This is a genomic window from Bacillus sp. FSL R5-0434, from assembly GCF_038004745.1.
Lineage (GTDB): Bacteria > Bacillota > Bacilli > Bacillales > Bacillaceae > Bacillus > Bacillus halotolerans.
The window spans coordinates 2,478,604-2,505,507 of record NZ_JBBORV010000001.1; the positions used below are offsets into that span (position 1 = coordinate 2,478,604).

Sequence of the window (26,904 nt, forward strand, 5' to 3'; positions counted from 1 at the left end):
TAGAGAGATTATGATTTGCGGTCTTCATCCGATTGGTCTTTCGTTAATTTACCGAATGAATCACGCATATCTGTGTCTGCATCAATGTTTTTAATATTCATGTAGTCCATGACGCCGATATTTCCTTCGCGCAAAGCTTCGGCCATCGCAAGCGGCACTTCCGCTTCGGCTTCAACCACTTTAGCTCGCATTTCTTCTACACGTGCGCGCATTTCCTGTTCTTGAGCAACAGCCATTGCACGGCGTTCTTCGGCTTTGGCCTGTGCAATATTTTTGTCGGCCTCTGCCTGATCCGTCTGCAAGATCGCCCCGATGTTTTTACCAATGTCAACATCAGCAATATCAATCGAAAGAATTTCAAAGGCGGTTCCTGAATCCAGGCCTTTACCGAGAACCGTTTGAGAAATCATATCAGGGTTCTCCAGCACTTTTTTGTGATTTTCGGATGAACCGATTGTAGAGACGATCCCTTCGCCTACACGGGCTACAATCGTTTCCTCACCCGCCCCCCCGACGAGGCGGTCGATATTGGCTCTTACTGTAATTCTCGCTTTCGCCTTCACTTCAATTCCGTCCATGGCAACACCTGCAATAAACGGTGTTTCAATGACCTTCGGATTAACGCTCATTTGCACGGCTTCCAATACATCACGTCCGGCAAGGTCGATGGCTGCACAGCGTTCAAATGTAAGCTCAATATTAGCACGCTGAGCTGCGATAAGTGCGTTAACGACTCTATCTACATTCCCTCCGGCAAGATAGTGGCTTTCAAGCTGGTTTGTTCCAACGTCGAGTCCCGCTTTATGCGCTTTAATCAGCGGATTAACCACCCGGTTCGGTATGACGCGGCGAAGCCTCATCCCTATTAGAGTGAAAATGCTGATTTTAACTCCGGCTGCTAAAGCTGAAATCCAGAGCATAACAGGTACAAATGTAAAAAATACAGCTAAAACAATGATCCCTACTACGACAATAGCCAGTATCATTAATGTTGATGGGTCCATGCTACTTCTCCTCGTTTCTGTTTAAATTTCTCTCACGACAATGCGCGAGCCTTCCACTTTGATTACTTTTACTTTTTTATCTTTCTCTGTAAATAATCCTTCAGATACCACATCAAGACGTTCATCATCGATAATGACGGTTCCCGCGGGACGCAGCGGCGTAAAGGTCACGCCCTCCTTGCCGATTAAGTCCGTGCGCGTTTGGTTTGATACATAACCGCTCTCTGTATTTGTAGAATCATTTAATATAAATTTCTTAAAGAATTTCATACGCTTTCCCAACACCCTTGTCAGTAAAATGAAAGCTGTAATGGAAACAGCTGAGGCGATCAAGAGAGAAACCGCCATGACTGTGAAGCTTCCCGCGGCCAAAAATAAGCTCGCAACAATTGCTCCCAAGCCAAGTAAACCAATAATTCCTCCGGGGAGGAATATCTCCATCAGGATCAGAATCACCCCTGCTATGAAGAGGAGAACCGTTTCATATCCGGCAAAACCCGTTGCAAGATGTCCGTAAAAAAACAGGATCAAAGCGATAAATCCTGCTGTTCCAGGCAGACCGACACCAGGAGAAAAAAGCTCAACAGTAAGGCCTAAAAAGGCAATTGTCAATAAAATAGGAACAACAATCGGACTGGTCAGCCACCTTGCTGCCTTTTCTGCAAAGCTTTCCTCAGCATAGCTGATATGTGCATTTTCGTATCCAAGCTTCTTCACAAGCGCGGAAAGATTGTTAACAGTTCCTTCTGAATAGCCTACGTCAACAGCTTTTTCCGCATTCAGCGTAAGCAGATCTCCCTTCGGCGCGCCCGCTTCTCTTGCATCTACATCAGGGTCTGCCATGGCACGCGCATATTTTGGATCACGGTTGTTTTTTGCTGCGGCATCTTCCAGCTCCGCAAGCCAGAATGATTCAGCTTTTTTGTCAGCAGCATTGCCTTTACCGTCTATGATCGCCGAGGCTCCCATCTTTCCTCCGGGCGCCATATAAATGGCGTCAGCCTGTAACGCGATATATGCACCAGCAGACAATGCCCGTTTGTTTACATAAGCAGTTATCGGGATATCCGTTTCGTTGATCGTGTCCGCTATATCAATAGCTGATTTCACCAGTCCTCCCGGTGTGTTAATATCAAGAATAATATGGTTTGCATGCTGAGCCTCTGCATCTTGTAGCGAACGTGACAAAAACGAGGCGAGACCCTGTTCGACATTTTTTTCAACGGGAATGACGTAGACGGTTTGTTTTTCTGCTTTTGTGTGCAGCTGAACTCCTAATAATGATAGTAGAAATATGCTCAAAAGAGCCGCTCGGAATCCTTTTGTTTGAAGCAAGGGCGATGTATCCCTCCTTCCTCGTATAGTAAGTGCCTTCTCTTCATACGTAACAAATGTATCAAAGGTTTCATTTTTTTATGTATAAAAAAAGACATCTCTCTTAGAAAGATGTCCTTTTCTTCGCCATTTAAGACAGTTGACTGCTCACAAGCTTATTAATTAAACTTCCGTCAGCTTTACCTTTTACTTTAGGCATAATTGCCCCCATCACTTTGCCCATGTCCGCTTTTGAGCTCGCACCGACCTCCGCGATGGTTTCATTTACGATTGTACGCAGCTCTTCTTCTGATAGCTGCTGTGGTAAATAAACTTCTAAAATGTCCAGCTCTTTTTGAACTTTATCTACTAAATCTAAACGATTAGCGTTTGAAAATTCCTGGAGGGAGTCTTTACGTTGCTTAAGTTCACGAGAAAGGACAGTGAGTTCCTCATCCTCGGTCAAACTGTCTTTCTTAAGCTTAATTGCTTCGTTTTGAAGTGAAGCCTTAACCATTCGAACGACAGTCAGTTTGTCTTTCTCACGGCTTTTCATATATAGCTTCATATCTTGGTTAAGTCGCTCAAGAAGACTCATAAATCCACCCTCTTTTAGAATTTGCGTTTTCTAGCAGCTTCAGACTTTTTCTTGCGCTTTACGCTAGGTTTTTCATAAAATTCGCGCTTTCTTGCTTCTTGCAAAGTACCTGTCTTTGATACACTGCGTTTGAAGCGACGAAGAGCATCTTCAAGCGATTCGTTTTTTCTAACGACCGTTTTTGACATTCTCTTTCCCTCCCTCCGAATACACCAATCGACTACCTTTAAGTTACACATATAAACATGTACTTTGACATTATAATATAAGCCTTCAGTCAGGTCAACTAAGTGAGTTCACTTTTCCGTCATGAGCGGGACTGCCTGTCTATATAATGATAGAAAGGGGTTGGTGAATAAAATGTTGCTTCTGATTAGTTTTACTGCTCTTATATTATTCTTTCTCGCAGGAATGAACATGCTTCGGAAAGGTTTAATTTCGCTGACGTATTCAAAAATTGAAGAGCAGCTGCTGATTTTTACGGATCATCCATTAAAAGCATTCCTCATCAGTATTGTTTTTACAGGATTTCTCCAAAGCAGCTCCGCCTTTATGGTAATTGTCATCGGATTTGTAAGTGCGGGAGCCCTTTCTTTCAAACGGACAATACCGATGATCCTTGGAACAAATGTCGGATCTACCTTTACAACCGAATTTCTTGCAATCAAAATGGATGTGTTGATTTGGATTCTATTGATTGGCGGTGTGCTGTTTTTTTTGACGGGCAGGTATCCATTCAAGCAGCTGGGAACAAGCTTTCTCGGACTCGGAATTATCTTTTTTTGCATCAGCGGCTTCAGCCGTCTTGCAGAACCGCTTACTCAGCTGAAAACAGGTGCAGGGATTCTTCATCATGTAAACGACTCAAACTGGTCTGCTTTGCTTATCGGCATGGTGTTAACTGCAATCATTCACTCAAGTTCTGTCTGCATCGGCATTTTAATGAGCTTTATGAATGAAGGCGTTATTGGACTGACACAGGCAATGAGCGTTGTGCTTGGGTCAAACATCGGGACATGCATTACAGCTGTCATGGCTGCTGTATCCGGCGGATATGCCGCAAAACAGACAGCGTGCGCCCATGTTTTGTTTAACATAATCGGCGTAGCAATTGTATTCCCGTTTTTGGCGGCAGCGACCGGATTTGTTGAACAGCTCTCGGCAGACCCTGCCCAAAGAATCGCCCATTTCAGTCTGCTATTTAATGTCGTATCAGCTCTTTTGTTTTTACCGCTTACCAACTTGTTCTACAGCTTTATTAAACTGCTTATCCCAGCTAAAAACTGAACATAAAAAACCGGCACATTCAGATGCACCGGTTTTTCAGATTAAGAAGACATACGCATTTGTTCTGTTATGTCATCCTCAACAATACGGACAAACTGTCCTTCATTGTATGGATAGCCTGCTTTTAGTATTTTTACTTTCACGATTTTGCCGATCATGTCTTCCGTACCTTTGAAAACAACTTTCATGTAGTTGTCTGTGTAGCCGACATACATGTTTTCTTCATCTGATTCTTTAAATGCTTCCTCAGGAATAATTTCAAGGACTTCATTTTCATAATCAGAGGCATATTCCTTCGCAAGCTGGTCAGAAAGTGCAATCAGGCGGTGTACACGTTCGTTTTTGACGTTTTCATCCACTTGGTCTTCCATCCGCGCAGCTGGCGTTCCCGTACGTTTGCTGTAAGGGAAAACATGCAGTTCAGAGAATCTGTTTTCTTTGATAAAGTTATAGGTTTCCATAAATTCTTCTTCTGTTTCACCAGGGAAGCCTACAATGACATCGGAGGTTACGGCTAAGCCCGGAAGTGCTTTTTTCAGCTTATTTAAACGGTCAGCGAAAAATTCCATAGTGTATTTGCGTCTCATCCGTTTAAGCACTGTGTTTGATCCGGATTGAATCGGAATGTGCAAATGGCGCACAATCTTATCTGAACGGTCTAAAACTTCAATCACTTCGTCTGTGATCTGGCTTGCCTCAATGGACGAAATTCTGATCCGTTTCACACCTTGAACACGGGCGTCAAGTTCTCTCAAAAGCTTGGCAAAGTTGTAATCTTTCATATCTTCACCGTAGCCGCCTGTATGAATACCAGTAAGTACGATTTCTTTATAACCCGCATCAACAAGCTGCTGTGCTTGTTTAATAACTTCCTCCGGGTCACGTGAACGGAGAAGTCCGCGCGCCCACGGAATGATACAGAACGTGCAGAAGTTATTGCAGCCTTCCTGTATTTTTAATGACGCTCTTGTCCGGTCTGTGAAAGCAGGTACATCAAGCTCTTCATATACTCTAGCTTTCATAATGTTGCTGACGCCATTGATCGGCTGACGCTCTTCACGATATTGATCGATGTAGCCGAGCATTTTTTCACGATCCTGAGTTCCGACTACAATGTCAACACCCGGGATTGCCATAATCTCCGCTGGCGAGGTTTGCGCATAACAGCCTGTGACGCAGATGACGCCGTCAGGATTTTGACGAATGGCGCGTCTGATCACTTGTCGGCTTTTTTTATCTCCCGTATTTGTTACCGTACATGTATTAATGACATATACGTCAGCTGTTTGTTCAAAGTCTCTTCTTTCATAGCCCGCATCTTTGAAAAGCTGCCAGATTGCTTCTGTTTCATAATGATTGACTTTGCAGCCAAGCGTATGGAACGCAACAGTTGCCATTATTGATCACCTCTTAATAACTCTGTATGATAAGAAATTGCGCTCAGCGCGTATAGCGGAGCGGTTTCTGTCCTTAAAATTCTCGGTCCGAGGCCGCACGGAACAGCGTTTTTCGCCGTGAGCCGCTCAACCTCCGCTTCTGTTAAACCGCCTTCGGGACCGAATACGATCAAAAGGGATGATCCTTTCGGAAGGCTGCTTACAACTGCGCTGAACGAGCTTGTTTCTCCTTGCTTCGATGACTCTTCGTATGCAACGACACATTTATCGAAATTCTGCACCTTTTCAAGAAGCTGCTGAAAGGAATGGATATCCAGCACTTGCGGCACTTCGTTTCGGTACGATTGCTCCGCCGCTTCCTTCGCAATTTTTGTCCATCTTTCCCGCTTTTTCTTCGCTTTCTTGTCATCCAGCTTGACAACAGAGCGTGCGGCTTGCAGAGGAATAAAGGCATGAGCTCCCAGCTCAGTCCCCTTTTGGATAATCCATTCAAGTTTATCCCCTTTCGGGAGGCCGCTTGCAATATAAACCTTTATCGGAAGCTCTCTGTTTTCATTCGTCCATTCTATCATAAGACAGGACACTTTTTCTTTGGTAACAGATTGAAGTTCACATTTTGCTTCGAAGCCATCCTGAGAACAGCAGATAATCTCGTCTCCCTCGTTCATTCTCATGACATTTACAATATGATGAACATCTTCTCCGGTAATTGAAATAGCCGGCGCTTCCTCCATTTGCTGCTTCGTGAGCTCGATAAAATATCGTTGCATACGCTGTGACACCTACTAACTGTTATTTTTTCGCAATAATGCTGACCCAATCTTCCATTGAGAGGATTTCCACAATGGTAAAGCCAGCCTGTTCCAATGCTTCTTTTACCTCTTGCTTTTTTTGGCCGATAATTCCTGAAGTAATAAAGTGCCCGCCGTCTTTCAGCAGATGATAAGCCTGTGAAGTAAAACGAAGGATGACTTCAGCCAAAATGTTGGCAACGATCACATCATGTTCTCCTGAAATCCCGTCTAACAAATTATTTTGTTTGACTTGAGCTATATCGCTAACCTTGTTTAACTTCAAATTGAGACGTGCGCTTTCTACAGCAACGGGATCAAGATCATAGGCATGAACCGATTCAGCCTCAAGCATTGCAGCCGCAATACTTAAAATTCCGGAGCCTGTGCCTACATCAATCACCTTATCACCCTTTTGCACAAAGCGTTCAAGCGCCTGAATACAAAGTACGGTTGTAGGGTGTGTGCCTGTTCCGAATGCCATTCCCGGGTCCATTTCAATAATCAGCTCATCCGTATGTACCGGCGTATAGTCCTCCCACGTCGGCACAATCGTAAACTTTTCAGAAATTTTCACAGGGTGGTAATACTTTTTCCAGGCAGTCGCCCATTCCTCTTCGTTCACTTCGGAAATGGTGATATGGTTTCTGCCCAAATCAATATCATAAAGAAGCAGATTATTAATTGTTTCTTTTATGCCCTCTACCGTTTCTCCAAGAAAGCTGTTGACCGGCAGATACGCTTTGACAATGACACCCTCGTTCGGATAATCATTGGGGTCGAGCTGGTAGATTTCCCCGTACACATTCTCACGTTCTTTAATTAAATCAAGCGGGTCCTCTATCACAACCCCACTCGCACCAGCTTCATGCAAAATATTTGAGATAGGTTCGACCGCTTCATGTGTTGTGTGAATGCTTAATTCGGACCATTTCAAAACTACCAACTCCTCATCCAATAATTAATCGCCTTTAAACGCGCGTTTTACCTTATCAAAGAAACTCATTTCCTGTTCATCAGGCAGGTTTCCGCTGACTTCGGCAAATTCGCGGATAATATCTTTTTGTTTATCTGTCAAGTTTGTCGGAGTGACAACGCGGACGACGATATGCTGGTCACCCTGTCCATAGCCTCTGACATTTTGAACGCCTTTGCCTCTTAATCTGAATTTTGTTCCTGTTTGTGTACCGGCAGGGATTTTCAATTTCACTTTCCCGTGAAGCGTCGGAACTTCCACTTCATCTCCAAGCGCGGCTTGAGCAAACGTTAACGGCATTTCACAGTAAATATCATCTCCGTCGCGCTCAAAGAATTCGTGGGCGCGCACGTGGAATACGACAAATAAATCCCCGGCAGGGCCGCCGTTTACGCCTGGTTCACCCTGTCCTGAGAGACGCAGCTGCTGCCCGTCATCTACACCGGCAGGAATTGTGACGTTGATTTTTTTGCGTTTTTTGATTTTTCCTTTGCCGCCGCAATCCGCACATTTGTTTTTAATGATTTTACCTGTACCTTCGCAGTGGTGGCAGACTCGTCTGTTGACAACTTTACCAAACGGCGTGTTTTGCTCCACATTTAGCTGACCGGAGCCTCCGCAGTGTGAGCACGTTTCCGGATTTGTACCAGGTTTCGCCCCTGAGCCTTTACATGTATCGCATGTTTCCTCACGCGGAATCTCGATGGTCGTTTCTTTTCCGAAAACGGCATCCTCAAATGACAAAGTCATCGTATATTGCAGATCCGCCCCTTGACGCGGTGCATTCGGATCTCTTCGTCTAGTGCCGCCGCCGAAAATACTTGAGAAAATATCATCGAAACCAAAACCGCCGAAGTCGCCGCCGCCAAAACCGCCGCCGCCGAAGCCTTGGTTAGGATCAGTATGGCCAAATTGGTCGTAATGAGACCGTTTTTGGTCATCAGACAGCGTTTCGTATGCTTCTTTGACTTCTTTAAACTTTTCATCTGATCCGGCTTCTTTGTTAATGTCAGGATGATATTTTTTTGACAGCTTTCGATAAGCCTTTTTTATTTCATCCTTTGAAGCGCTCTTACTTACACCCAGCACTTCATAGTAATCACGCTTACTCATCTACTTCACTCTCCCGAATTTCTCACATAAATTAGATTGTATCATTTTGAATTATGATTTTTCAATTCCTTTTATCCCGGGCAAGAAAAAAAGTCAAAGCCAAGAGATGCCTGACTTTGACTTTCTAACCATTGAATCAGATTATGAAATATGTTCTTTTCAGCCAGCCCAAAAGCGAGCTGACTCAGAAAGAAACTTATTTTTTGTTTTGGTCGTCGTTTACTTCTTCGTATTCAGCGTCGACAACGTTGTCATCAGCTTTGCCTTCAGCGTTTGCTCCGTCTTGAGCTTGCTGTGCTTTAGCAGCTTCTTCATAAAGCTTCATAGAAAGCTCTTGAACGATTGCTTGAAGCTCATCTTTTTTCGCTTTGATCTCTTCAAATTCGTTTTTCTCAATCGCTGCTTTTAAAGCGTCTTTGGCATCGTTGGCTTTTTTCACTTGTTCTTCGTCCACTTTGCCTTCAAGATCTTTTAATGTTTTCTCAGTTTGGAAAACAAGCTGATCTGCTTCGTTGCGGACTTCGATTTCTTCTTTTTTCTTCGCATCAGCGTCAGCATTTTCTTCCGCTTCTTTTACCATGCGTTCGATCTCATCATCAGAAAGACCTGAAGAAGATTTGATTGTGATGTTTTGTTCTTTTCCTGTGCCTAAGTCTTTTGCTCTTACATTTACGATACCGTTTTTGTCAATATCGAAAGAAACTTCGATTTGAGGCACGCCGCGCGGTGCTGGCGGGATATCAGTAAGCTGGAAGCGGCCGAGTGTTTTGTTGTCGGCAGACATTGGGCGCTCACCTTGAAGAACATGGATATCAACAGCTGTTTGGTTATCAGCAGCAGTTGAGAACACTTGTGATTTGCTTGTCGGAATTGTTGTGTTGCGGTCGATCAGTTTTGTGAACACGCCGCCCATTGTTTCAATACCGAGAGAAAGCGGTGTAACGTCAAGAAGAACAACGTCTTTTACGTCACCAGTGATAACGCCGCCCTGAATTGCAGCACCAAGCGCTACAACTTCATCCGGGTTTACGCCTTTATGCGCTTCTTTTCCAGTTTCTTTTTTGATTGCTTCTTGTACGGCAGGAATACGAGTTGATCCGCCGACAAGGATGACTTTGTCGATTTCGCTTGCAGAAAGTCCTGCATCTTGAAGCGCTTGACGGACAGGGCCCATTGTGCGCTCTACTAAATGAGAAGAAAGCTCTTCGAATTTAGCGCGAGTTAATGTAAGTTCAAGGTGAAGCGGTCCTGCTTCTCCAGCTGTGATAAACGGTAAAGAAATTTGCGTAGAAGATACGCCGGAAAGATCTTTTTTCGCTTTCTCAGCTGCGTCTTTCAAACGCTGAAGCGCCATTTTGTCTTTTGACAGATCAATGCCGTTTTCTTTTTTGAATTCAGACACAAGATGATCGATGATGACTTGGTCAAAATCGTCTCCGCCCAGACGGTTGTCACCGGCAGTTGAACGAACTTCGAATACACCGTCGCCAAGTTCAAGGATGGAAACGTCGAATGTACCGCCGCCAAGGTCGTATACCAGGATCGTTTGATCTTCATCTGTTTTATCAAGTCCGTATGCAAGCGCTGCTGCAGTCGGCTCGTTGATGATACGTTCTACTTCAAGACCTGCGATTTTACCAGCGTCTTTTGTCGCTTGACGCTCAGCATCGTTAAAGTATGCAGGAACTGTGATAACTGCTTTTGAAACTGTTTCGCCAAGATAGCTTTCAGCGTATGATTTAAGGTGTTGAAGGATGATAGCAGACACTTCTTGAGGAGTGTAATCTTTTCCTTCAATTTCAACTTTGTAATCTGTACCCATATGGCGTTTGACAGACATAATTGTGTTAGGGTTTGTGATAGATTGGCGTTTAGCCACTTCCCCTACTTGGCGTTCGCCGTTTTTGAATGCGACAACTGATGGAGTTGTGCGGTTTCCTTCAGCGTTAGCAATAACTTTAGGCTCGCCGCCTTCAAGCACTGCCACACATGAGTTTGTTGTACCTAAGTCGATTCCGATAACTTTACTCACTTGAATAACCTCCTGCTATGTAATTATTGATTCACTTTTACCATGGAAGGGCGAATGACGCGATCCTTCAGCTTGTAGCCTTTTTGCATTTCCTCAACGACAATGTTGGAGCCGTAGTTTTCATCTTCAGCCTGCATAACGGCTTGGTGAAGGTTCGGATCAAATTCCTGTCCTACAGCCTCGATTGCTTCTACGCCTTCTTTATTCAAGGCTTCTACGAGCTGGCGGTGGACCATTTCCATTCCTTGGAGCAAACTTTTCGTCTGTTCATTGTCGGCTTCAACCTGAAGCGCTCTTTCAAAGCTGTCAAGAGCCGGCAGCAATTCAGTAACGATGTTTTGAGAACGGTATTTCTGTGACGCTTCCATTTCTAAGCGGCTGCGTCGTTTATAGTTTTCAAAGTCTGCTTGAACACGCAAAAGTTTGTTTTCCTTTTCCTCAAGCAAACCTTGCAATTCGTTAATTTGATTTTGAAGAAGTTCGCTTTCGTTTGTTTCTTCCTGCTGTTCTTCAGCGGCAACTTGTTCTTCGATTACTTCTTGCTCTTCTGTTTCGTTTTGTTCCGCGGTTTGTTTTTCTTCTGACATTGTGTTCACCTCCCTCAAAAGTGTAAGGAGAAGGGCGGGTGATGCCCTTCGATAAAATTTGCCAAATTTCCCTTACTCATCATACAAACTTGTTAATGCTTTTGACAAGTCTGAAGTCACATGCTGAAGCAGACTGACGACCCGTGAATAATTCATACGGGTTGGTCCGATGATCGCAATTGAGCCTATTTGCTTCTTATCTACTGAATAAGAGGCTGTAATCAGGCTGCAGTTTTCCATCTCTTCATAGTCATTTTCTTTTCCGATTTTAATCGAAATGCCTGTATCTGAAGATTGGACGAGCTTCAAGACGTCCTGCTCCTTTTCGATTAGAGAAAGCAGCGACCGCACTCTGCCGATATCATGGAACTCGGGCTGGTTCAGCATATTGATTTTCCCGCCGAAAAACAATTTTTCAACGTGACTTGTCGAATGAAATGTTGAACGCAGCGCTTCAAGGATGTTGTCGTAGTTCTTAATGTGCTGCCTTAAGTACATGACAACTTCTTTAAAAATGCGTTCATTCAGTTCATCCATCGGAACACCGGTTAAACGGTCGTTCAATATATTTACCAGCTTTTCAATATCAGACAGATCCATTTTGGTTGGAAAATTAATCGTTTTATTTTCCACATGCCCCGTATTGGTTACGAGAATGGCTACCGCTTTATCGGGCTGAATCGGTATGATTTGAATCTGTTTAAGATAATTCTCGCTCAACTTCGGCCCGAGTACGATAGACGTATAATTCGTAAGATCGGACAAAATTTGTGCTGATTTTTGAACTGTCTTTTCCAGCTCGAATATTTTTTCTTTGAAGATCGAGTGGATTTGGTCTAGGTCGGTTTTTGTCAGTTTGACGGGCGACAGCAAATGATCAACATAATACCGGTACCCTTTTTCCGACGGAACACGTCCTGAGGAAGAGTGGGTTTTCTCAATAAAGCCCAGCTCCTCCAAGTCAGCCATCTCGTTTCTTATTGTTGCAGAGCTAAATGTGATTTCATCTTTTTTCGAAAGAGTTCTAGATCCGACCGGCTGCGCCGATTTAATAAAATCGTTGATTATGACCTGAAGGATCAGCAGCTGACGATTTGTTAACATCATCATCACCTCTGTTAGCACTCTCAACAAGCGAGTGCTAAATCTATAACAAAAGTATCAAACCACAAGAAAAATGTCAATTATAACTCACCCAAAAAAGCGCCAAAAACTTCATTACCCAATAATTTTCCCTGATGAGTCAAACAAACGGCAGACTCTGTGTTAAGAATCAGTCCCTTTTCAGAAAGCTCTTTTAAAACGCCGGGAAAAAGTTTATCAAGAGAACGACCGTATTTCTCTTCAAACCGTTTTTTGCTGACTCCGGATGTTTTTCTTAATCCTAAAAACATCTCTTCTTCAATTTGTTCTTCCATCGTCACTTCATGTGTATCCCGGTAAGGAAAACCTTTTTCAGCTATCAGGTCAATGTAATGCTTAACAGGTCCGACGTTTACTGTTCGAATTCCGCCGATATACCCGTGGGCTCCTGCTCCGAAACCGAAATATTCCTCATTGCTCCAGTACGTCAGATTGTGCTGAGATTCCATGCCTTGTTTTGCAAAATTGCTGATTTCATATTGATGAATACCGGCAGCTTCCATCCGGCTCATCACCGTTTCGTACATTTCGGCTTCCTGTTCCTGCGCCGGCAGATGAAGCCGCCCTTTTTGCATCAAATTATAAAATACCGTTTTCGGTTCTACAATGAGAGAGTAAACGGAATAATGCTCTGCATTCAGGGATAAAGCAGTTTTTAAAGAATGATCCAGATGTTTAAGCGTTTGTCCGGGAAGACCGAACATCAAATCGAGACTAATATTTTCAAAACCAATTTCCCTTGCACGTTCAAAAGAGGCAAATACGTCTTTTTGTTTATGCACCCGTCCGATTTTTTCTAGAAGGTCGTCTTCGAATGTTTGCACACCGAAGCTTAAACGATTAACGCCCGCTTCCTTGAGTATTTTCAGTTTTTCTGCCGATAGGTCGTCCGGGTTCGCCTCAACAGCGAATTCTTTTAAAGTGTCTGCAGGCTTCAGCACACGGCTGACCATGTCCATCAATTTTTTGAGCTGGTCCTCTGAGAGGGATGTCGGCGTGCCTCCTCCGATAAAAATCGTATCCAAATCAGGCTGCCCCGTTTTTTCTATCGTATTTATCATTTCCTTCTCGAGTGCGTTTAAATACTCGCCGACGGGCTGGCTTTGAATAAAATATTTATTGAAATCGCAGTAGTGGCAAATATGCTCACAAAATGGAATATGGATATAAGCTGATTTCAATGTATTCACCTTCTTTACAGAAAGAAGCCGCAGTACAGGACTGCGGCGGCTTCTATTATTTTTTCGGACTGTCGTCCATTTTCAGGACCGCCATAAATGCTTCTTGCGGCACTTCAACTGAGCCAACCTGCTTCATTCGGCGTTTTCCTTCTTTTTGTTTTTCAAGAAGCTTCCGTTTCCGCGAGATGTCTCCGCCGTAACATTTAGCCAATACGTTTTTACGCATCGCTTTAATGGTAGAGCGGGCCACGATTTTTTGGCCGATCGCCGCTTGAATCGGTACTTCAAAGTGCTGGCGCGGAATGAGCTCTTTCAGTTTTTCTACAATTACTTTTCCGCGTTCGTACGCGTAATCGCGATGCACGATAAATGAAAGGGCGTCGATTTTTTCTCCGTTCAGCATAATGTCCATCTTGACAAGTTTAGACGGTTTGTAGCCGATCAGTTCGTAATCAAAGGACGCGTAGCCTTTTGTGCTTGATTTCAGCTGATCAAAAAACTCATAGACGATTTCCGCTAATGGCATGTCATAGACAATGCTGACACGATTTGCGTCTAAATATTGCATGTCGATAAAATTGCCGCGTTTTCCTTGGCAAAGCTCCATCACCGCACCGACATAATCGTTCGGCACCATCATTGTCGCTTTTACATACGGCTCCTCGATTCTTTCGATCTTTTGTGGGTCAGGCATGTTGGACGGGTTGTCGACAACAACCTTTTCGCCGTCTGTCATATACACATCATAGATAACACTCGGTGCTGTTGTGATCAGGTCGATTTTAAACTCACGCTCAATCCGCTCCTGGATGATTTCCATGTGAAGCATACCTAAAAATCCGCAGCGGAAACCGAATCCGAGCGCTTGGGATGTCTCTGCTTCATATTGAAGCGATGAGTCATTCAGTTCAAGCTTTTCAAGAGCTTCCCTTAAATCGTTGTATTTGGCCGTATCGATCGGATACAAACCGCAATACACCATCGGGTTCAGCTTGCGATATCCAGGCAATGCTTCGGCAGCCTGATTGGCCGCGCTTGTGATCGTGTCACCGACGCGTGTGTCACCGACATTTTTGATCGCAGCAGTTAAAAAGCCTACATCGCCGACGGTCAGTTCATCTGTCGGAGTTGCTTTCGGCGTGAACACACCGACTTCTGTCACTTCAAACTCTTTGCCAGTTGCCATCATTTTGATTTTTTGCCCCGGCTTTACCGTTCCTTCAACGACTCTGATATAAGCCACGACACCGCGGTAAGCGTCATAAAGCGAGTCGAAGATCAGCGCTTTAAGCGGCGCCTCTGGATCTCCGGTCGGAGCAGGCACCTTTTCCACGATCTGCTCTAATATCTCCTCAATCCCGATCCCGGCTTTTGCTGAAGCGAGCACGGCTTCCGATGCGTCAAGGCCGATGACGTCCTCCACCTCTTGGCGAACACGTTCCGGCTCTGCGCTTGGCAGATCGATTTTATTAATAACCGGAAGAATTTCAAGGTCATTATCAAGCGCCAAGTAAACGTTCGCAAGCGTCTGCGCTTCAATTCCTTGCGCCGCATCCACAACAAGTATTGCTCCTTCGCAGGCAGCAAGGCTTCGGGATACTTCATATGTGAAATCGACGTGTCCCGGTGTGTCAATCAGGTGGAAAATATATTCCTCTCCGTCTTTCGCTTTGTATTTAAGCTGAACAGAGTTTAATTTAATGGTGATGCCCCGTTCGCGTTCAAGATCCATAGAATCAAGCAATTGTTCTTTCATTTCTCGTTGAGTGATTGCCGACGTTTTTTCTAAAATACGATCCGCTAAGGTCGATTTTCCGTGGTCAATATGGGCGATGATGGAGAAATTCCGAATTCTCGACTGCCTCTCTAAACGCTTTTCTTTATCTGTCACAATCTATCACTCCTACTATTAAACGCAAAATACACTAGCTTAGATTATATCAATAGGATTGTAAAGATTCAATGTAAAACAAGAAAGAGAAAAGTTCCCTCTCATACTGGGGCTGCTTTTCTCTTTCAAGCACTTATTTTCTCATATCCCGTATCCATTCATACATCGATTGGGCTGTGTTTGTCACTGTGTCAGAAAGCGTTTTTCCGGCTTTAGAGAAAACGTTAAAGGTTTCCACCTGTTCCAGCTCTTTTTGTTTTTCTTCTAAATCTTTCGAGGTTACTGTTTCCCCTAAAACGGTCGCTTCTTTTTCATTATTTTCTCCGTCTGTGAGCGTAAACGCGCCTTTCAGTGAAGGATCATGATAGCCTTTCATGCTCAGCATGCCGTTATTCGCCTGCTGCATGCCGAACAGGACGCCTATAAACATCATCGCCACAAGAAGCAAGCATTTGCCAAGATATGCAATCAACTCGACCACCTATTTCTTATTGTTTTTTCGTCTCGCCGCTTTCAGCGTTAACCTTTTCAGCATCCCAGTACATTTCGCTGAATACGTCAGCGGTTGCGTCAGCCGCCCGCTGCAGCTCTTCGAGATTGTTATCCACTCCGCCGAATTCAAGCAAAAGCGCTCTGTCGTTTAAGTCTTGGTTGTAAACTCCGTTATCGCCTGGTGAGCCTTTAGAAAAGACCCCTGTGCTGAGTCCCGGGTATTTTTTCTCCATCAGCTTGTGAAGCTCACTTGCAATTTTGTAGTTTTCTTCGAAATTCTTGCTTTTTTTGCCGACCACAAACGCCACCCGGGCATAGCTTTTCCCTTTAATGGTTGCCGTCGTATTTTTCTTGCGCCTGGAGTCTCTATGGATGTCAATGATATATTGCAGATTTTTATTTGACGCAAGGGCTTCCTGCACGACCGGCCTTGATTCATCATAGGATCTGGCATAATTCAACCCTTTTTTGCTCAGTTTTGCCTGTATATCCGTTTTATTAACTGTGGCTCCGATACCTTGAGATTGCAGCGCTTTTCCGAACATGTCTCCCACGAGGGTGACGTTTGCTTTAGAATGACGCGCCATATCGGGGTCGGTCTCACCTTTTAATAACGGGAGATAAGATTCTGTATTGTGCGTGTGATAGATAAAGACAACCTTCTTATCGCCGGTTGTTTGTTTTGGCGGGTCTTTTTTCGTATTGTCTGTTTGCGTCTGCTGTTTTTCAATCTCCGCCAAATTCGCTTCTCTTTCTTCCTGCATCACCTTTGAAGGCGGCGGGGATTCCGACGGCATGTTTGTATAATCGGTGCCTTGTCCCGCTAAAAGAATCTCTGTGTCAAATTGCGCAAACCCAGGCAGCTCGCGTCCAAGAAAACTTCGCGGATCTTCGAGATTAATACTTGTCGCCAACTTTAAAGAAAGACGTGATAGATGAAATGAGCTGTCGGTTTGAGAAAGGTCAGAAGCGAAATAATGGTTTTCCATCCGCAGCAAGTGTGCAAATACGTCACCCGGCAGTTCGTCGGCAATCCCGTAAAAAGAGTCAGACGAAGGCCTGAGTTCCGGCCGGAGAGACGTCAGCACACCAGATAAAACAAAAATCACTACTAGGCTTGCGATAAATAGAAAGATCGCCTTTATCGCTTTCCCGCCATTCACCGCAACAACAATTTGTCTGTTTCTGCGTTTATTTCTCATTGAATCCCTCCAGCGCTTGTCTAGTAATTACTCTATGAACAAGCTAGAGGAAGTAGAACCGTTTAGTGATTATAGGAGCCTTTGTTTTCTTGAGACACCTTTTCATGAAGCGCTGTATTTAATCCGTTTGCCAGCACATTTGCCATATCGTCAATAAATGAATCGACTTCCTTCGGCGTGACCATCAAATTATGGCCCAGAGGCGCCAGCACCTCATGAATGAGCTGCCGCTTTTCGTTTTCTTCAAGAGTCCCGACAATGCCGAGAAACGATTGACGCTGTTTTGGGTCGGGAAGATCCTCTTCAGTAAGCACTTTCTTTTTCCCAAACGTCATCCCCGCCGGAACAAGCGATCTCGACGGACTGTCATCTCTCATTTCTCTGCCAAAATGTTTTAATATGTAGTCAACCGTATCGCTGGCAATTGTTACCGCGTCAACGACTGTCGGTACACCGATTGCAATGACAGGTACGCCCAGGGTGTCCTTGCTCAAGTCTTTGCGTTTATTTCCAACGCCTGACCCCGGGTGAATTCCTGTATCTGATATTTGAATGGTTGTGTTGACCCTTTCTACCGCACGCGCCGCAAGTGCATCAATGGCAATCACAAAATCAGGTTTTGACTGTTCGATTACCCCTTTAATAATGTCGCTTGTTTCGATGCCTGTAATTCCCATGACACCAGGAGCAAATGCGCTGACAGGCCTGTAGCCCTCCTGCACATTTTCAGGCTGGAGTTTAAATAAATGTCTTGTCACCAATAGATTTTCTACAGCCATCGGACCGAGCGCATCAGGTGTCACGTTCCAGTTGCCGAGGCCGACAATTAAACAGCTCGCATCCTTTGAGATCTTAAGGCTTTCCAGAAAGGCTGAGAATTCTTCCGCAAATACAGCAGAGACTTTCTCTTGCATTTCCGAGTCATTTTCTCTGATCCCTTGGGCCTCAATTGTTAAATAACGTCCTTCTTTTTTTCCTGAAAGCTCAGCGCCTTCCTTCGTGATATCAACAGTGCGGATTTTTATTCCGCCATGATCGCGTTCTTTTTCGATAAAACCTTTTATCTCTTTTGCAGGCACAGCCTGCTGATTAGCCATGGCTTCCTTCGTTTCAACCGCTAAATCCGTACGTACCAAATACTGATTTACATCCAGCTCACTCTTTTTCATACAGGGCCTCCTTCGATATTCAGTATCCATATTGTTTCCATTTATAAAATGAATCATGCTTAAAAGCATTCCTTCAATGAAAAATACTTTACATTTATATTGCAATCTAAAGGTGTGTTTGATAGAATACAATTTGTTCTATTGTGAAGAAGATTTAACCTTAAGACACTGTGCTACAGGTTGTATCTTAGGAGGTGAAACACATGCCAAACATTAAATCAGCGATTAAACGTACAAAAACTAATAACGAACGCCGCGCTCATAACGCGACAATCAAATCTGCTATGCGTACTGCAATCAAACAAGTTGAAGCTTCTGTTGCAAACAACGAAGCTGACAAAGCGAAAACTGCTCTTACTGAAGCAGCTAAACGTATTGATAAAGCAGTGAAAACAGGTCTTGTACACAAAAATGCCGCAGCTCGATACAAATCAAGACTAGCGAAAAAAGTGAACGGACTTTCTGCATAAAACAAAAACGATCCTCATAATTGAGGATCGTTTTTTTCATTTCTTTTTAACAGCTGCAAGAGAAAAAGCTCTAGTAAAAGCTGCTTGTCCTTTTTCCCGGTTTTCATCTCATAGTCCATAACGGCAAGCTGTTCAATAATAGACCGGAGCTCGGCTTCTGAAAAAAGCCTTGCTTGATCCATCGCCAGCTTTACCCGGAATGGATGCACCTTTAAATTAGAAGCAATCTGTTTTTGTCCGTACCCTTGTTCCGCGAAATATTTCGTCTGCAGGATCAGCCGGAACTGGTTCGATATAAGAGCCATAATTTTGATCGGTTCTTCATTTTGTTTGAGCAAGTCATAAAAAATTTGCAGACTCTCAGTTCGTTTCCGATTGACGATTTTATTAATCAGTTCAAAGATATTTTGTTCCAGGCTTCTCGCTACAAGCATTTTTACATCATCCAGCGTAATTTCTTCACGGTCTCCAATAAACGTGCAGAGTTTCTGAATCTCCTGAAAAAGGGATGACAGATGCCCGTTTACAAGCAAAACCAAATGCTCTGCCGCCTCGGTGCCGATCGTTTTCTGCTCGGTTCTCGCCAGATTGATCGTAAAGTCTGTCGTTTCCTTCGCGTTTAATTCCTTTGCCTCCATCATGAACGCCTGCTTTTTTAGCGCTTTGGTCAGTTTTTTCCGCTCATCCAGTTTTTCATAAGGCGCAAGCAGAACAAAGACCGTGTATGGTGCCGGTGATTGTATATACGATTCAAGCGCGCTGACGTTGTGCTCAACTTTTTCTTTCTTTTTCTCACCCGTTAAAAAATATGGATTTTTCACAATGACAAGGCGCCGCTCCCCCATAAACGGGAACGTTTCAGCGTCGGCAATCGCCTGATCAAGCGGGTCTTCCTCCAAATCAAAAACAGACAGGTTGAAATCTTTCGTCTCTTGATCAATCACCGTCTGTCTGATCCTGCTGACGGTTTCCTGGAGCAGATACGTCTCTTTTCCGTATAAACAATAAACCGGATGGACTTCTCCTTTTTTCAGGCTTTTCCACACATCAAATACCATTGTTGTACGACTTCCTCTCTTTCATCATCCCCTTCTATCCTAAATTGAGTTTGCAAAATAGTAAAGAGGAAGCCTGACAGCTGCTTCCCCATTTATATTAAACGCCTGTTCGCAAGCCCCCGGGACAGCTTGTAAAAAGGCGATAATCACCAGAACAGAAAACGTTACCTTAGCTTCTAGATTTTTCAAAACGATTCCATTATACTTAAGTCAGTCAGGGGGGATGAAATTGAATGATTTTGAAAAAAACGTTCAAAGCAAACGAAATGATGCTGTAGATTCAGCGGTTGGTTTTGTTGTGTCCTTCGGATTTTTCGCCTTATTGTTTGTCATGGCAACGGTTATTCACCTGGTTGGTTCATAACACGACTGCCCGGGCTGCTGATTTCTCGGCAGTCTTTTTTAATTCGTCTCTGTCATATCTGATGTATCATATGGAGGATAAACAGAAAAGGTTCCAGATCCGCTTTTGTACGTGTATTGGATCGTGCCGCTTTGATCAGTGCGCAGCACACGAATGGATCGGCTCTTTAACAATTGAAGAACTTCTTGATGCGGATGATGGTACCTATTGTTTTCACCCGCTGAGATGACCGCCGTTTTGGGCTGAAGCTGTTTGATGAATTCTTCACCGGTCGAGCCCTTGCTTCCATGATGCCCCACCTTTAACACATCCGCTTTTATATTTGGGAACACATCGATAACCTCCTGTTCCCCCTCTTTTTCCAGATCACCCGTCAGGAGCCAGCTGAGCCTGCCTGTTTTCATCCATAGAACGAGAGAAGAATTATTTTTACTTGCCGGATCAGGCGTTTCCGGTGACAGCACATGAAACTGTAAGTCCTTTATTTGTAATACATCACCTCTCTTCACCTCTTCAATTTCCACACCCTCCTGTCTGGCAGTCCGCAGCACTTTCTCATCATGAGGTTCAGAAACAAACCCTTTCGGAATGATGAGACGCTTCACTTTATGATGCTTCAGCAAAACCTCTGCCTCTCCGATATGATCTTGATCTGCGTGCGTCAGTATCAGCGCATCAAGCTGCTTGATGCCCTTTGCCGTTAAAAAAGGGATCAGCACCTTTTCCCCCAGTGAAAAAGGATGCTGTTTTTCCCGCCAAGGCTCTGACGAATAAGACAAAGTGCCTCTCGTATCAATTAAAACACGGCCTTTCTGATACGGTGCACTGACAAACATACTGTCACCTTGTCCGATATCAATCATATCTACTTCTCCCTCGGAACTAACATAAGGGAAAACAAAGAGCAGGATAAGTGTTGCACAAAAAAGGCCTGTGGACACTGTCAGCCGGAGAAATGAGGGTTTCTCAATACTCATAAGCAATATGATGACAGTGAGCGTGAATAAGAGAAGAAGAGCAGGTGCAGGGCGAGAGATGATGATTGTGAATATTTCTATATCAGCGATTTTAGTGATCAGTCTGTTGGTCCAGGTCATCATTACATCAAACCAATAGAACAGAAATTGACCGACGGACGCTGAAAAAAATAATAGAATAACTCCTATAATAGCAGCCGGTAAAATACAGAATGTATAAAAAGGCACCAACACCATATTCATTGGAATGCTAATGATAGAAAACTGCTGAAAATGATACAGAAGAATGGGTAGTGAGCCTAGCTGGGCAATAACAGATACAATCGTCAGCTGTCCCAGACTCGTTTTGATATGCTGAAAAATAGACGATGAGAGAATTAAAGAAAAACTGACCGCAAATGAAAGCTGAAATCCAGCTTCAAAAAGGTAGTAGGGATTAAAAAGCAAGAGGACAATATACGAAAGACAGATTACCCCGGCAGAATTCACCCGCTGCTGAAAAAGGCTTCCCGCTAAGCAGATGCCGGACATCAGAGCGGCTCGGAGAACAGAAGGCGCTGCACCTGTCAAAATAACATAGATCGGCAGAAACAAAAGCAATAGGATTGACGCATTTTCTCTTGTTATGCCCAGACGGATCATTGCGTAAAATAGGCCTGCTGTCAAAATCCCGATATGGAGTCCTGAGATGGCTAACAGATGGACAACACCTAGACTTTGGTAAGCATTAAGCACATCGTCATCTAAATAAGATCTTTCACCTACTGTAAGCGCCTGTACGATTCCTGCTGAATCTGGCGGAAGCTGCGTGTTCGTAAATGATACGATGTATTTTCTCAAACTGAGAAGCTTATATCGGACACCTGAAGGCTCGCTGCAATTTCCAATAGATGTGACAGAATAGCTCCAATGAATATGCTGCCGGTAAAGATACTGTTGATAATCAAATGTTCCCGGCACTGTTGCTTGTTTTGGCTTCTCCAAAGCACCAGTCAATTCGCATGGCATACCCGGCTCTAGATGTGACAGTTTGTCTTTTTCAGCTAAAGACTGGATCCGATAAGAGGCAGCCCATTTTTCGCCATCAGGCGTCTTGATCAGCATAGACATCCGATCCCCGTCAATTTTAGGAATACTGTGAATAACCGCCTTGAAGTGATAGCTGCCCTGCTGATACGAAGAAGTATTTTGAGAATCTGTGATCTTAAACAGGGCAAAATTGAGTACAAAAGAGAATAAACAAACAAAAATGAGTGGAGCGTTCCTTGTTTTGATTGACACAATAAGAAGAAAGAGGAAGAAGAGAAAGACAGCGGAGAAATAAGAGGCGGCAGCAATTCCAGCCGTTGCTGAAGCTGCCGCCAAAGGCAATAATAGACGCGAATTCCGCATCAATCACACATAACTCGTAAAAAGTTTATTAGCCTGCTCATGTATTTTCTTCAAATCTTCCTCTGCAAGACCGGCATCCGCTAATTTTTCTAAAAGTCCTGCTACAAATGAAAGCTTTTCTCTGTTTTTCAGATCAACGATCATTTCATCGAGTTCAACCTGTTCAACCGTAACGCCTGATTGCTCAAATAGCTCCTGGGCATACGGATGTGTTTTATAATCCTCAGCGTAATATACTGTTTTGATACCGGCTTGAATGATAGACTTACAGCATTGAATACACGGATAGTGCGTGACATATATCTCCGCTCCATCTGTCGGCACTCCAAATTTAGAGCATTGAAGTATCGCATTCATTTCCGCGTGAATCGTTCTCGCGCAATGATCGTCTATCATTAAGCATCCTTCGTCCGCGCAATGTACGCCGCCTGCGATTGATCCGTTATAGCCTCCTGCAATCATGCGTTTATCTCTGACAATGGTAGCGCCGACAGACAATCTCGGGCAGGTGCTGCGCAGTGCCAGTAAATGGCTTTGAGCCATAAAATATTGGTTCCATGAAATTCGTTCCACGTTGTTCCCTCCAAATGTTGTGTTGCCTGTTCTTTAGTTTACCTATCCTCATGCATGACCGTCAATTCACTTTACTGTAATGGAAGACTTTATTTTTTCAAAAGATTTTTCGCCAATTCCCGAAACCTTTGTGATATCTTCGATTGTCTGGAAACGCCCGTTCTCTTCCCGATACGCAATAATCGCTTCGGCTTTTGAAGGCCCTACTCCCGAAATGTTTTGTAAATCCTCTAATGTTGCTGTGTTGATATTGACCAAAGTCTCCTTCCCCGTACTGCTTTGTACAGCACCGCCGGCCGCTTGCTGTGCCGCCTCTTCTCCCTTACTCGGTATATACACCACTGTACCGTCCTGTAAAAGTTCCGCCAAATTCACTTGCGTTTCATCTGCTTTTTCACCAATGCCGCCTGCTTTCTCAATAGCCTGCGATACTCTGTCTCCCGTATGCATTTCATAAACGCCGGGATGCTTAACAGCGCCTTTTATATCGATTACAATATTTTCTTCCGCTTTGTCTTTTGTTGCTTCCTGCTTGACCTCCTCATTTTCCTTTTCACTAGATACAACTTGTTTTACAGGCTCTTTGTTATTTCCGCTGAAAAAAAAGAGGCAAAGAACTGCAATGAGAACAGCAGCAGAGCCAACTGACATGATTATCGTTTTATGTTGATTCAACCAATTCAACTTGCATGCGCCCCGCTTTCGTCATATTTTGTTTCTTTATCACATATGGTTTAGAGGATAATAGCTCAAAGGAGGGGAAATTATTGAAGATTGGCTTTATCGGCACTGGAAATATGGGTACGATCCTTATAGAATCATTTATTGAATCACAAGCAGCCGATCCCTCAAACATCACAATCACAAACCGCACAATTGAAAAAGCGTTGAAGATAAAAAACCGCTACAACAGCTTAAACGTAACAGAGAGCCTTGAAAAGCTTGTTGCAGAAAATGAGATCATTTTCATCTGTGTAAAGCCGCTTGATATATATCCATTATTGTCAAGGGCAGTCCCTTATTTAACAAAGGATCACATTCTCATTTCAATTACAAGCCCGCTTCAAACTGATCAGCTGGAACAGTATGTGCCATGTCAAGTGGCACGAGTTATCCCGAGTATTACAAACCGGGCGCTTGCTGGCGTTTCTCTTGTCACCTTCGGTAAAAGCTGCGGGGAGGCAGCAAAAACAAAAATCAACGAGCTGATGAAGCACATTTCTAATCCGCTGCAAATTGAAAGTGACATCACAAGAGTAGCGTCAGATATCGTAAGCTGCGGACCCGCTTTTATGAGCTATCTGGTTCAGCGGTTTATAGATGCAGCCGTTACGGAAACGTCAGTGTCTAAACAAGACGCTATACTCATGTGTAAAGAAATGCTTGTCGGGCTGGGAAAACTGTTAGAAACCGAATTGTATACCCTTCCTGCATTACAGGAAAAGGTTTGCGTAAAAGGCGGCGTGACAGGAGAAGGCATTAAAGCACTCGAAAGCGGTGTACAGGATATGTTTCATCGGGTGTTTCAAAATACGCATTTGAAGTACGAAGAGGATATTTCCGCGGTGAAGAAGCAGTTTCATGTGTAAACGAGTATGTCATAGCCGTCTGTTGTATGCAAAAGGGTAAAAAGGCATTTTAAAAACCATCGTCTTAGTAAACGATGGTTTTTGATTTCTGTGCTTTAAAGAACAGGCGCTCAGATTGTGGTGACGGCGCTGAATCGGTAAAATCAGCGGTAACCTTATGAAGCTGAAAGCCGCAGCTTGCCAGCATTTCCTCGTATTCATCCACTCGGAACGTTCTTTGCTCATGTGTTTCGTCGAAGCGGTCGTACGCCTCTCCGTTCCAAACAAAAAACGACATATCATGAATGGCGGAAAGCTCTTCACTTCCGGCAAAGCTTTGCCAAATATAGCTGATATCTTCGTCCTGATCAGCAAACGTGCTCCCAGGAAAAACCTCGGTTATTTTATATGGTGAATGAACATCAAACAGCAATATGCCGTCCGGCTTCAGCACCTGAAATACACTTTTAAAGGTATTCATTACGTCATTTTTCGTTTTTAAATAGTTCAAGGAGTCACAGCAGATCACAACCGCGTCAAACTGGCCTTCAAATCCGGTAATCTCTCTCATGTCCTGCTGAAGGAAAAGAATCGGCTGTTTAGCTGGTACTTTTTGCTGGGCGTAAGAAAGCATTTCTTCACTGAGATCAATCCCGGTGACTTCAAAGCCTTTTTCGGCAAGCCGGATTGAAATTTCTCCGGTGCCGCATGCCAAATCGAGAATACGGCCTTTTTCCGGTAGAGATGCTTCAATCCACTTTGTCCATTTGTCGTAAGGTGCGTGAGACATTAACTCGTCATACACGCTTGCAAAGCCTTGGTAAATCATTGGTTCAATCCAAGTTCCAGGTCTGCGAGCGGAGCGTCTCCCCACAGTTTTTCTAGGTTGTAATAGCTTCTTTCATCCTTATGAAACACATGGGCAATGACATCCCCAAGGTCAACTAATACCCATCTTGCTTCATCGAAGCCTTCCATCTTTTTGACTTCAATGCCGTTTTCTTCAGCCTGGTCCTTGATTTCACGCGCAATGGCCTGCACTTGTTTGTCTGAATTACCGTGGCAGATCAGAAAATAATCCGCAACCAGAGAAATTCCTTCCATATCCAGTGCTAAAATATCCTCTGCCCGCTTATCGTCGCAAGCCGCAGCTGCAATCTTTAAAATGGACGTTTGATTCATTCACATATTCCTCCTGTTCATTTGCCAGACACAAGCCAGTTATAAGTTAAACATGTATCTGGGAAAACCTGTTGATTTTTTTTCATTAGAAAAATCATTGTATTTTTGATCGACTGAATCAACGCTTGATTCAAATCCGTTTCTGCAAGTTCACGCACCTCATCGACACCGGGAAATTTACGGCCTGGTTCAATATAATCAGCAACGTAAATGACTTTTTCCAAAAGCGTCATGCCCGGACGCCCAGAGGTATGATATCTGATCGCGTCAAGAATATCTTCGTCATGAATTCCCGCTTCTCTCTGGACTAGGTAAGCGCCGACCGGAGCATGCCACAGCTCCGGGTTGTGATCCAACAGATGCGCGGACATTTTTTCTCTGGCTATAATTTGTTTCATTTCTTCTTTCGGGCGGAATTTGGCGTAATCATGAAAGATAGCCGCCGTTTCCGCTTTTTTGGAGTCGGCGCCAAAGCGCTCCGCAAGTTCAATCGCCGTGTTCATTACGCCAATTGTATGGATATATCGATGCTCGGTCAATTGCTGCTTGACGCAGGCAAGTGCCTCCTCACGATTCATATAAACCATTCTCCTCTACATACTTCTTCACTTTATCAGGGATTAAGTAGTCAGTGGGCTTCTTGCTTTTAAACCGTTCCCTTATCATAGTCGATGATACCTCAAACTCCGGAACGTCTGCAAAGAGAAGCGGATAAGGGGTTTCAACATGAAAACCGGGGCGCTTTACTCCGATAAATTGAATAAGGTTCAGCAGCTCGTCCAGCTTATACCATTTCGGCAGGTATTCAATCATGTCAGCACCGATAATAAAGAAAAGCTGATCATTCGGATATCGCTGCTTTAGTAAAGAAACGGTATCAAAGGTATATGACGGTCCTTCTCTTTCCATTTCAGCCAGCTGCAGCTTAAAGGATGGATTAGACTGAATAGCAAGCTTCAGCATTTCCACCCGATGAGTGCTGTCTGTATAGTCTTCATCCTGTTTATGCGGAGGAATTTGATTGGGCATAAACCAAATTTCGTCGAGCTCCGCCTGATACAGCACCTCATTCGCCATTAAAAGGTGACCGTTATGCGGAGGATCAAACGTGCCTCCGAAAATTCCGATTTTCTTCATTTCAAC

The 26,904-nt window shown here is 43.9% G+C and carries 29 protein-coding genes; 4 read left to right on the forward strand and 25 right to left on the reverse strand.

Annotated elements, in window-relative coordinates; translation table 11 throughout:
- Positions 1-8 precede the first annotated feature (8 nt).
- The 4 genes from floA to rpsU form a co-directional block, all read right to left on the reverse strand.
- Positions 9-1,004 (reverse strand): flotillin-like protein FloA, encoded by a 996-nt coding sequence (gene floA, locus NYE43_RS12700; protein ID WP_024122095.1) that lies wholly within the window; start codon positions 1,002-1,004, stop codon positions 9-11.
- 21 nt (positions 1,005-1,025) lie between these two features.
- The gene (locus NYE43_RS12705) at positions 1,026-2,339 is read right to left on the reverse strand and encodes an NfeD family protein (protein WP_341062107.1); all 1,314 of its coding nucleotides are present in this window, start codon (positions 2,337-2,339) and stop codon (positions 1,026-1,028) included.
- A gap of 130 nt (positions 2,340-2,469) precedes the next feature.
- On the reverse strand, positions 2,470-2,916 hold the full coding sequence (locus NYE43_RS12710; protein ID WP_010334989.1) for a GatB/YqeY domain-containing protein: 447 nt from the start codon (positions 2,914-2,916) through the stop codon (positions 2,470-2,472).
- Positions 2,917-2,930: 14 nt separating this feature from the next.
- The gene (gene rpsU, locus NYE43_RS12715; RefSeq protein ID WP_003152957.1) at positions 2,931-3,104 is read right to left on the reverse strand and encodes a 30S ribosomal protein S21; all 174 of its coding nucleotides are present in this window, start codon (positions 3,102-3,104) and stop codon (positions 2,931-2,933) included.
- A gap of 172 nt (positions 3,105-3,276) precedes the next feature.
- On the opposite strand from rpsU, the gene NYE43_RS12720 reads away from it, so the two are divergent.
- Positions 3,277-4,203, forward strand: a complete 927-nt coding sequence (locus NYE43_RS12720; RefSeq protein WP_024122097.1) for a Na/Pi symporter — start codon at positions 3,277-3,279, stop codon at positions 4,201-4,203.
- 41 nt (positions 4,204-4,244) lie between these two features.
- Here the strand turns inward: NYE43_RS12720 and mtaB are convergent, their stop codons facing one another.
- From mtaB to gpr, 12 genes are all read right to left on the reverse strand, one after another.
- Positions 4,245-5,600: a tRNA (N(6)-L-threonylcarbamoyladenosine(37)-C(2))-methylthiotransferase MtaB gene (gene mtaB / locus NYE43_RS12725; RefSeq protein ID WP_024122098.1), complete on the reverse strand. Its 1,356-nt coding sequence runs from the start codon at positions 5,598-5,600 to the stop codon at positions 4,245-4,247.
- Positions 5,600-6,370, reverse strand: a complete 771-nt coding sequence (locus NYE43_RS12730) for a 16S rRNA (uracil(1498)-N(3))-methyltransferase (RefSeq protein ID WP_103672287.1) — start codon at positions 6,368-6,370, stop codon at positions 5,600-5,602. The genes mtaB and NYE43_RS12730 overlap by 1 nt, the downstream gene beginning before the upstream one ends.
- Positions 6,371-6,392: 22 nt before the next feature.
- A complete protein-coding gene (gene prmA / locus NYE43_RS12735) occupies positions 6,393-7,328 on the reverse strand; it encodes a 50S ribosomal protein L11 methyltransferase (protein WP_101861060.1) in 936 nt (311 codons plus the stop codon).
- A gap of 24 nt (positions 7,329-7,352) precedes the next feature.
- A complete protein-coding gene (gene dnaJ / locus NYE43_RS12740; protein ID WP_024122101.1) occupies positions 7,353-8,480 on the reverse strand; it encodes a molecular chaperone DnaJ in 1,128 nt (375 codons plus the stop codon).
- A gap of 196 nt (positions 8,481-8,676) precedes the next feature.
- Positions 8,677-10,512, reverse strand: a complete 1,836-nt coding sequence (dnaK, locus tag NYE43_RS12745; protein ID WP_024122102.1) for a molecular chaperone DnaK — start codon at positions 10,510-10,512, stop codon at positions 8,677-8,679.
- A gap of 23 nt (positions 10,513-10,535) precedes the next feature.
- A complete protein-coding gene (gene grpE, locus NYE43_RS12750; RefSeq protein ID WP_185848811.1) occupies positions 10,536-11,099 on the reverse strand; it encodes a nucleotide exchange factor GrpE in 564 nt (187 codons plus the stop codon).
- Between the two features lie 72 nt (positions 11,100-11,171).
- On the reverse strand, positions 11,172-12,203 hold the full coding sequence (hrcA, locus tag NYE43_RS12755; protein ID WP_095713313.1) for a heat-inducible transcriptional repressor HrcA: 1,032 nt from the start codon (positions 12,201-12,203) through the stop codon (positions 11,172-11,174).
- An 80-nt stretch (positions 12,204-12,283) separates the two neighbouring features.
- Entirely contained in the window at positions 12,284-13,423 is a 1,140-nt protein-coding gene (hemW, locus tag NYE43_RS12760; RefSeq protein ID WP_185848810.1) for a radical SAM family heme chaperone HemW, read from the reverse strand.
- Positions 13,424-13,478: 55 nt separating this feature from the next.
- Positions 13,479-15,314 (reverse strand): translation elongation factor 4, encoded by a 1,836-nt coding sequence (lepA, locus tag NYE43_RS12765; protein WP_044154493.1) that lies wholly within the window; start codon positions 15,312-15,314, stop codon positions 13,479-13,481.
- Between the two features lie 133 nt (positions 15,315-15,447).
- Positions 15,448-15,786, reverse strand: coding sequence for a YqxA family protein (locus NYE43_RS12770; RefSeq protein WP_024122107.1), 339 nt, complete (start codon positions 15,784-15,786; stop codon positions 15,448-15,450).
- A gap of 16 nt (positions 15,787-15,802) precedes the next feature.
- The gene (gene spoIIP / locus NYE43_RS12775) at positions 15,803-17,008 is read right to left on the reverse strand and encodes a spore autolysin SpoIIP (protein WP_095713315.1); all 1,206 of its coding nucleotides are present in this window, start codon (positions 17,006-17,008) and stop codon (positions 15,803-15,805) included.
- Positions 17,009-17,070: 62 nt separating this feature from the next.
- Positions 17,071-18,177, reverse strand: a complete 1,107-nt coding sequence (gene gpr, locus NYE43_RS12780; protein WP_044154490.1) for a GPR endopeptidase — start codon at positions 18,175-18,177, stop codon at positions 17,071-17,073.
- Positions 18,178-18,380: 203 nt separating this feature from the next.
- On the opposite strand from gpr, the gene rpsT reads away from it, so the two are divergent.
- Positions 18,381-18,647 carry a 30S ribosomal protein S20 gene (gene rpsT / locus NYE43_RS12785; RefSeq protein ID WP_010335003.1) on the forward strand — a complete coding sequence of 89 codons (267 nt, stop codon included), beginning with the start codon at positions 18,381-18,383 and terminating at the stop codon, positions 18,645-18,647.
- A gap of 14 nt (positions 18,648-18,661) precedes the next feature.
- On the opposite strand, the gene holA is transcribed toward rpsT, so the two are convergent.
- Together holA and NYE43_RS12795 are read right to left on the reverse strand one after the other, a co-directional pair.
- Positions 18,662-19,705 carry a DNA polymerase III subunit delta gene (gene holA / locus NYE43_RS12790; RefSeq protein ID WP_024122110.1) on the reverse strand — a complete coding sequence of 348 codons (1,044 nt, stop codon included), beginning with the start codon at positions 19,703-19,705 and terminating at the stop codon, positions 18,662-18,664.
- 39 nt (positions 19,706-19,744) lie between these two features.
- Entirely contained in the window at positions 19,745-19,894 is a 150-nt protein-coding gene (locus tag NYE43_RS12795; RefSeq protein ID WP_003229985.1) for a hypothetical protein, read from the reverse strand.
- 40 nt (positions 19,895-19,934) lie between these two features.
- Between NYE43_RS12795 and NYE43_RS12800 the strand changes: the two genes are divergently transcribed.
- Positions 19,935-20,069 (forward strand): YqzM family protein, encoded by a 135-nt coding sequence (locus tag NYE43_RS12800; RefSeq protein WP_010335005.1) that lies wholly within the window; start codon positions 19,935-19,937, stop codon positions 20,067-20,069.
- A gap of 38 nt (positions 20,070-20,107) precedes the next feature.
- Here the strand turns inward: NYE43_RS12800 and NYE43_RS12805 are convergent, their stop codons facing one another.
- The 3 genes from NYE43_RS12805 to NYE43_RS12815 all read right to left on the reverse strand — a co-directional run bounded on the left by NYE43_RS12805 (position 20,108) and on the right by NYE43_RS12815 (position 23,695).
- The gene (locus NYE43_RS12805; RefSeq protein ID WP_341062735.1) at positions 20,108-22,438 is read right to left on the reverse strand and encodes a DNA internalization-related competence protein ComEC/Rec2; all 2,331 of its coding nucleotides are present in this window, start codon (positions 22,436-22,438) and stop codon (positions 20,108-20,110) included.
- A gap of 3 nt (positions 22,439-22,441) precedes the next feature.
- Positions 22,442-23,011 (reverse strand): ComE operon protein 2, encoded by a 570-nt coding sequence (locus NYE43_RS12810; protein WP_010335007.1) that lies wholly within the window; start codon positions 23,009-23,011, stop codon positions 22,442-22,444.
- Positions 23,012-23,077: 66 nt separating this feature from the next.
- Complete coding sequence (locus tag NYE43_RS12815; protein ID WP_127696752.1) at positions 23,078-23,695, reverse strand: helix-hairpin-helix domain-containing protein; 618 nt, start codon at positions 23,693-23,695, stop codon at positions 23,078-23,080.
- 83 nt (positions 23,696-23,778) lie between these two features.
- Between NYE43_RS12815 and comER the strand changes: the two genes are divergently transcribed.
- Positions 23,779-24,600 carry a late competence protein ComER gene (comER, locus tag NYE43_RS12820; RefSeq protein WP_024122113.1) on the forward strand — a complete coding sequence of 274 codons (822 nt, stop codon included), beginning with the start codon at positions 23,779-23,781 and terminating at the stop codon, positions 24,598-24,600.
- Between the two features lie 64 nt (positions 24,601-24,664).
- Here the strand turns inward: comER and NYE43_RS12825 are convergent, their stop codons facing one another.
- From NYE43_RS12825 to NYE43_RS12840, 4 genes are read right to left on the reverse strand one after another with little or no spacing between them, the layout of a single operon-like run.
- Positions 24,665-25,408, reverse strand: a complete 744-nt coding sequence (locus NYE43_RS12825) for a class I SAM-dependent DNA methyltransferase (RefSeq protein WP_024122114.1) — start codon at positions 25,406-25,408, stop codon at positions 24,665-24,667.
- The gene (gene rsfS, locus NYE43_RS12830) at positions 25,405-25,761 is read right to left on the reverse strand and encodes a ribosome silencing factor (protein WP_044154484.1); all 357 of its coding nucleotides are present in this window, start codon (positions 25,759-25,761) and stop codon (positions 25,405-25,407) included. Before rsfS ends, NYE43_RS12825 begins: the two co-directional genes overlap by 4 nt.
- Positions 25,762-25,778: 17 nt before the next feature.
- Positions 25,779-26,339, reverse strand: a complete 561-nt coding sequence (gene yqeK / locus NYE43_RS12835; RefSeq protein ID WP_185848808.1) for a bis(5'-nucleosyl)-tetraphosphatase (symmetrical) YqeK — start codon at positions 26,337-26,339, stop codon at positions 25,779-25,781.
- On the reverse strand, positions 26,329-26,898 hold the full coding sequence (locus NYE43_RS12840) for a nicotinate-nucleotide adenylyltransferase (protein ID WP_010335014.1): 570 nt from the start codon (positions 26,896-26,898) through the stop codon (positions 26,329-26,331). The genes yqeK and NYE43_RS12840 overlap by 11 nt, the downstream gene beginning before the upstream one ends.
- Positions 26,899-26,904: the final 6 nt, after the last annotated feature.

What these genes read in the sequence shown, in the direction of transcription:
- holA (WP_024122110.1), bottom strand. Translation starts at nt 19,705, where the DNA reads ATGGTATTTGATGTGTGGAAAAGCCTGAAAAAAGGAGAAGTCCATCCG.
- NYE43_RS12730 (WP_103672287.1), bottom strand. Translation starts at nt 6,370, where the DNA reads ATGCAACGATATTTTATCGAGCTCACGAAGCAGCAAATGGAGGAAGCG.
- hrcA (WP_095713313.1), bottom strand. Translation starts at nt 12,203, where the DNA reads ATGTTAACAAATCGTCAGCTGCTGATCCTTCAGGTCATAATCAACGAT.
- NYE43_RS12825 (WP_024122114.1), bottom strand. Translation starts at nt 25,408, where the DNA reads ATGATTTACCAAGGCTTTGCAAGCGTGTATGACGAGTTAATGTCTCAC.
- rsfS (WP_044154484.1), bottom strand. Translation starts at nt 25,761, where the DNA reads ATGAATCAAACGTCCATTTTAAAGATTGCAGCTGCGGCTTGCGACGAT.
- grpE (WP_185848811.1), bottom strand. Translation starts at nt 11,099, where the DNA reads ATGTCAGAAGAAAAACAAACCGCGGAACAAAACGAAACAGAAGAGCAA.
- spoIIP (WP_095713315.1), bottom strand. Translation starts at nt 17,008, where the DNA reads ATGAGAAATAAACGCAGAAACAGACAAATTGTTGTTGCGGTGAATGGC.
- NYE43_RS12840 (WP_010335014.1), bottom strand. Translation starts at nt 26,898, where the DNA reads ATGAAGAAAATCGGAATTTTCGGAGGCACGTTTGATCCTCCGCATAAC.
- NYE43_RS12710 (WP_010334989.1), bottom strand. Translation starts at nt 2,916, where the DNA reads ATGAGTCTTCTTGAGCGACTTAACCAAGATATGAAGCTATATATGAAA.
- NYE43_RS12805 (WP_341062735.1), bottom strand. Translation starts at nt 22,438, where the DNA reads ATGCGGAATTCGCGTCTATTATTGCCTTTGGCGGCAGCTTCAGCAACG.
- NYE43_RS12720 (WP_024122097.1), top strand. Translation starts at nt 3,277, where the DNA reads ATGTTGCTTCTGATTAGTTTTACTGCTCTTATATTATTCTTTCTCGCA.
- rpsT (WP_010335003.1), top strand. Translation starts at nt 18,381, where the DNA reads ATGCCAAACATTAAATCAGCGATTAAACGTACAAAAACTAATAACGAA.
- mtaB (WP_024122098.1), bottom strand. Translation starts at nt 5,600, where the DNA reads ATGGCAACTGTTGCGTTCCATACGCTTGGCTGCAAAGTCAATCATTAT.
- yqeK (WP_185848808.1), bottom strand. Translation starts at nt 26,339, where the DNA reads ATGAATCGTGAGGAGGCACTTGCCTGCGTCAAGCAGCAATTGACCGAG.
- dnaJ (WP_024122101.1), bottom strand. Translation starts at nt 8,480, where the DNA reads ATGAGTAAGCGTGATTACTATGAAGTGCTGGGTGTAAGTAAGAGCGCT.
- rpsU (WP_003152957.1), bottom strand. Translation starts at nt 3,104, where the DNA reads ATGTCAAAAACGGTCGTTAGAAAAAACGAATCGCTTGAAGATGCTCTT.
- gpr (WP_044154490.1), bottom strand. Translation starts at nt 18,177, where the DNA reads ATGAAAAAGAGTGAGCTGGATGTAAATCAGTATTTGGTACGTACGGAT.
- floA (WP_024122095.1), bottom strand. Translation starts at nt 1,004, where the DNA reads ATGGACCCATCAACATTAATGATACTGGCTATTGTCGTAGTAGGGATC.